Genomic DNA, 4,591 nt, shown 5'->3' with positions numbered 1-4,591 from the left:
TATTCATCTACAACATGTTCTTCTCCATCTTCCGTATAAGATTCCATTATTATTTTATTATCTTCATTTTGATAATAAAAATATGTTTTAGCATCATTTCTTAATTTGATACTAACCATATAATTTTTATTACCTTTCAAATTAGAAATAAAAGGTTCACTAGATACAATTTCATTCTCAGAGATGTTTTCTTCCGTTATTAAATATTCAACTACGTTATTTTTCAAACTGTTTTTCTTTAATTCTATAAAACCAAAGAAGCTGCCAACTAAAATAATAATGATTAATATTGGAATCCAAATTACTTTTCTTTTCATTTAAATCAACCTTTCTATGCTTTTATATTATATTAAATATTAAATTTGATAAAAATGGAAGAAAAATATTGTGTTAATAGAAATTTTAATATATATTAAAATTAATAAGAGGAGGGATTTTATGGTATTTAATAAGAAAAAATTGTTATTGATGTTGTTGGTATTTATTGCTTCTTTTACTTTTATTCAGAATAACAAAGTAGAAGCTGCAATAAATAATAAGCCGGGAGATATTATTATTACTAATGACACTTCATCTAAAGGCGTTGCTGGACATACAGGTATATATATTAGTAAAACTACTATATTGCATACATCTGGTTGGAAAAGTGAGCCTTATCCAACGATAATAAGTGAAAGTAACTGGCATAAGAGATATGCTCGTTCAAAAGTGATTAGGCCTAACTCAAGTACTTTAGGAAACAAGGCTGCTAATATGGCAGTGAAATATTTTAAAGGCAAAAAAATTCCATATAGAGTTCCATCGACATTAAAAAATCTTAATAGCGTATACTGTAGTGAATTGGTTTGGCATTCTTATTATAAGGCTGGAAAAACTTATAAAACTAGAGAAAGTTCTCCGCCAAAATGGGTCGTTCCAACGTCTATATATCCTTATGAATTTATAAATAGTAGTTATGTAAAATATAATGGTTTTAAATTTATAGATAATAAGTGGTAATAGTAAAGGTGAACAGGAGGTAATCAAATTCTGTTTGCCTTTTTTAATTTAGATATATAAATTTATTTATGAGTTTGTATGGCTGGTGCAGAAACTTGTTTCTGCACCAGCTTGTTTTTTATTCGCCTAAAGGCGAATAAAACTTGAACTTGATCTTGAACTTTGTCTCGCAGAGCATATGGAACTTTGCTTGCAAAGTGTAGTATGCTACACTTCACTTAAAATACTTCGGCTGAGAGGGTGCTTATCCTATGAGTTATGCTGTTCTCCATATGAAAAAAATCAAAGGTAATGGTGTTACTGGAATGCAAATTCATAATCAAAGAGAAAAGGAAAGTGACACCAACAAAGATATAAAAAAAGATCAAATGCACCTTAATTATGATTTAGAAAATGAGAATCCCATTGATTATCATGAAAAAATTAAAGAGATGATTGATGAACGTGTTGATCAAAGCAAACGGAAAGTTAGAAAAGATGCGGTAAAGGTTGCTAGTTTTATGATTACGTCAGATAAAGCATTTTTTGACCGTATCGGAGAGAAAGAAGAAAAACGCTTTTTTGAAACAGCGAGAGATTTTATTGGCCAAAAGTACGGAAAAGAAAAGATCGCATATGCCATGGTTCATAAAGACGAAAAAACACCACATATGCACTTAGGATTAGTGCCGATCACAGAAGATAATCGTTTATCTGCAAAGGATTTTTTCGGTAAAAAACAACAACTCCATAAGCTACAAGATGATTTTCATGCTCATATGCAGGAACATGGATTTGATTTAGAACGTGGTTTATCTAGTGACAGCAAGCATTTAGAGCCTGCTCAATATAAATTGAAAACCACGCAAGATAAAATTAAAGCACTGGAAGAAAGTTTGGAAAAAATCGAAGAGATTGATCAGATAGATGAAAAAGTGAAAGAAGGACGATTTACCAATAAGGTCACAATGAACAGAGAGGACTTTGAAGCGTTTAAAGGGGTTGCTAAGGCTGGAATAGTCACGTTAGAAGAAAACAAGCTCCTAGAAGGCAAATTAGACGACCTGAGAGCTTCAAACACTTATGAGGTGCAAACACTCCAGAGACAACTTAAACAAGCTGAGAACGAACGTAATGAGTTTATGGATAGGAACATGCAGCTACTTAAAGAAAATAAACAACTAAAAAAACAAAAAGAAGATTTAATTGCTGAAAAATTGTTGTTAAAAGGAACAATCGATGTTATTAAGAATTTTTGCAAAGATAGAATTAAAGATTTTGATAAATTCGTTGGTATTTGGAAGGCCGATATTTTGGATCAACTAGAAAAAAAGACAGGGAAGGATCTATCTCACATTAAAAAATATCTTGATGCAGACGAAGAAAAAGGATTTCAAACCTATCTAAAACAGGAACAGAAGGAAAAACAAAAGCAAAAAGATGATTTTGAATTAGAGTAGGGTACAACGAATTGTTCAAAAAGTCGATTAGTGAACGGTTTATGACGCAGAGCAAACGAAGTCTTTTTGTTGAGGGAAAACCATTGTCGTACAATCCGACAGGTGAGGGGGCGGAAGCGTTTTTCTTCCGTTCCCTTGCCTTTCGGGTTGCAAGGGTTGTGCTTCGAAACCAAAAGGAATCGGCTTGATTGAGTAATAAATAGTGAACGGTGATTGTTAGTCAATCCAATCTATGTCTGGACCTTGATAATAGTTGTCTATGATTGTTTTCATTTCTTGATTGCTCAAAACGATATTTCCAAAACTATAAATGGCTTTTTGTACTGTATCTGTTTTATTTGTTTTGACACCTTCCTCTTTTAGTTTTTCCACTGTTTTTTCTAAAATCGCAACATGTATTTCATCTAAACGAAAATTTACTGGTTTACTCATTTTATCGCCCCTTTTTATTTGTTAATTTCATTATATCATTGTATTTATATTTTGTAAATACAATTAGTAAATACAAAGTTAAGGATGATTTTCTATTTAAAGCATTAAAAAAAGACCGTTTTAACGGTCTTTTGATCGTGTTCTTTCTATTCTTGATACTATTAGAAATAACAAGTTTTTTTTTTAGTAGTATGGAAGTAGCCGTAACCACTGATATAAGTGCGTTTTTAAAGTGTATTAATCTATGAAAGTGGTTGAATAAAAAAACCCCGTCTGATAGAGTAATAGTTACCACACTAAAAACTCAAAAGTAAACGGGGGTTTCTTTAATATAATGTGCCATAATAATAGCATTGATTCAGATGAAAAATCAAGTGTACTAGTTGATAAAACAAAAAGTGGCAAAGTTAGACCATGGAAAGAAAAAAAGATTGCTAGTGTTGATTATTTTGAGTTACTACACATTTTAGAATTTAAAAAGGCAGAACGTGTGAAAGAATGTGCAGTACTACTAGAATATAAAGAAAGTCGTGAAACAGGTGAACGAAAATTATACAAAGTTTGGTTTTGTAAATCTAGGCTTTGTCCGATGTGCAATTGGAGAAGAGCAATGAAGCATGGATTGCAATCTAAAAAGGTGGTTTCGGAAGTTATTAGACAGAAACCAACAGTGAGATGGCTTTTTCTTACTTTAACAGTTAAAAATGTGTATGATGGGGAAGCATTAAATGCTAGTTTGTCAGATATGGCAAAAGGTTTTAATCGTATGATGAAGTATAAAAAGATTGCTAAAAATTTGGTTGGTTTTATGCGTGCAACGGAAGTGACGGTAAATAATAAAGACAATTCATATAATCAGCACATGCATGTATTACTTTGTGCTGAACCAACTTATTTTAAGAATACCGAAAATTATGTTAATCAAAAACAATGGATAAAATATTGGCGAAAAGCGATGAAACTAAATTATGATCCAAGTGTTAAAGTGTCAATTATCAAACCCAAAAATGAACAGAAAACAGATATACAGTCTGCGATTGATGAAACGGCAAAGTATCCAGTAAAAGATACGGATTTCATGACAGATGATGAAGCAAAGAATTTAAAACGGTTAGCTGATTTGGAAGAGGGATTGTACCGAAAAAGATTGATTTCATACGGTGGACTTTTAAAGGAAATACATAAAAAATTAAATCTTGATGACGCTGAAGATGGTGATTTAATTCATACAGGTGACGACGAAAAAGCTGATGAAGATGGTTATTCGATTATTGCAATGTGGAATTGGGAGCGAAAAAATTATTTTTTAAAGAAACCTTAATGGAAGTGGTTTTATGAAAAAAGTGATTGTAAATAAAGTTCGTTGTAAAAAGTGCAACGATATTATTGAATCCAAATATATACATGATATGCAATACTGTAAATGTAAATCAATATATATTGATGGGGGTAAAGAGTATCAGCGTTGCGGATGGAAAAGTGGAAAACAAGACGATTATATTGATGATTATATTGATTTTAGTTATTCAGTTTATGAGAAATTTAGTCGGTAATAGAATTAAATAATACTTTAACAATAAAAAAATAAAAAGAAAAAGATCGATAGTTTTCTCTAATACAACCAAACTATCGATCTTTTTCTTTTTTATTCATCTACAACATGTTCTTCTCCATCTTCCGTATAAGATTCCATTATTATTTTATTATCTTCATTTTGATAA

The 4,591-nt window shown here is 31.0% G+C and carries 6 protein-coding genes; 4 read left to right on the top strand and 2 right to left on the bottom strand.

Annotation, left to right across the window (positions count from 1 at the left end; translation table 11 throughout):
- Positions 1–317, bottom strand: a 317-nt coding sequence (locus tag ACH6CY_RS15405; RefSeq protein WP_374068199.1) for a hypothetical protein, incomplete at its 3' end; no start/stop codon positions are given.
- A 121-nt stretch (positions 318–438) separates the two neighbouring features.
- Here ACH6CY_RS15405 and ACH6CY_RS15400 point away from each other — a divergent pair.
- Positions 439–999, top strand: a complete 561-nt coding sequence (locus tag ACH6CY_RS15400; RefSeq protein ID WP_374068198.1) for a hypothetical protein — start codon at positions 439–441, stop codon at positions 997–999.
- A 251-nt stretch (positions 1,000–1,250) separates the two neighbouring features.
- Positions 1,251–2,438, top strand: a complete 1,188-nt coding sequence (gene mobV, locus ACH6CY_RS15395) for a MobV family relaxase (protein ID WP_374068197.1) — start codon at positions 1,251–1,253, stop codon at positions 2,436–2,438.
- 216 nt (positions 2,439–2,654) lie between these two features.
- On the opposite strand, the gene ACH6CY_RS15390 is transcribed toward mobV, so the two are convergent.
- Positions 2,655–2,870, bottom strand: coding sequence for a hypothetical protein (locus tag ACH6CY_RS15390; protein WP_374068196.1), 216 nt, complete (start codon positions 2,868–2,870; stop codon positions 2,655–2,657).
- Positions 2,871–3,204: 334 nt separating this feature from the next.
- Between ACH6CY_RS15390 and ACH6CY_RS15385 the strand changes: the two genes are divergently transcribed.
- Entirely contained in the window at positions 3,205–4,191 is a 987-nt protein-coding gene (locus tag ACH6CY_RS15385) for a protein rep (protein WP_374068195.1), read from the top strand.
- Positions 4,192–4,204: 13 nt separating this feature from the next.
- Positions 4,205–4,423: a DUF7695 domain-containing protein gene (locus ACH6CY_RS15380; protein ID WP_374068194.1), complete on the top strand. Its 219-nt coding sequence runs from the start codon at positions 4,205–4,207 to the stop codon at positions 4,421–4,423.
- The last annotated feature ends 168 nt before the right edge of the window (positions 4,424–4,591 follow it).

Source organism: Paraliobacillus sp. JSM ZJ581, from assembly GCF_044383835.1.
Taxonomy (GTDB): domain Bacteria; phylum Bacillota; class Bacilli; order Bacillales; family Amphibacillaceae; genus Paraliobacillus.
Note: the sequence above shows the minus strand (reverse complement) of the source record. Positions and strands in the feature narration are given on the sequence as shown.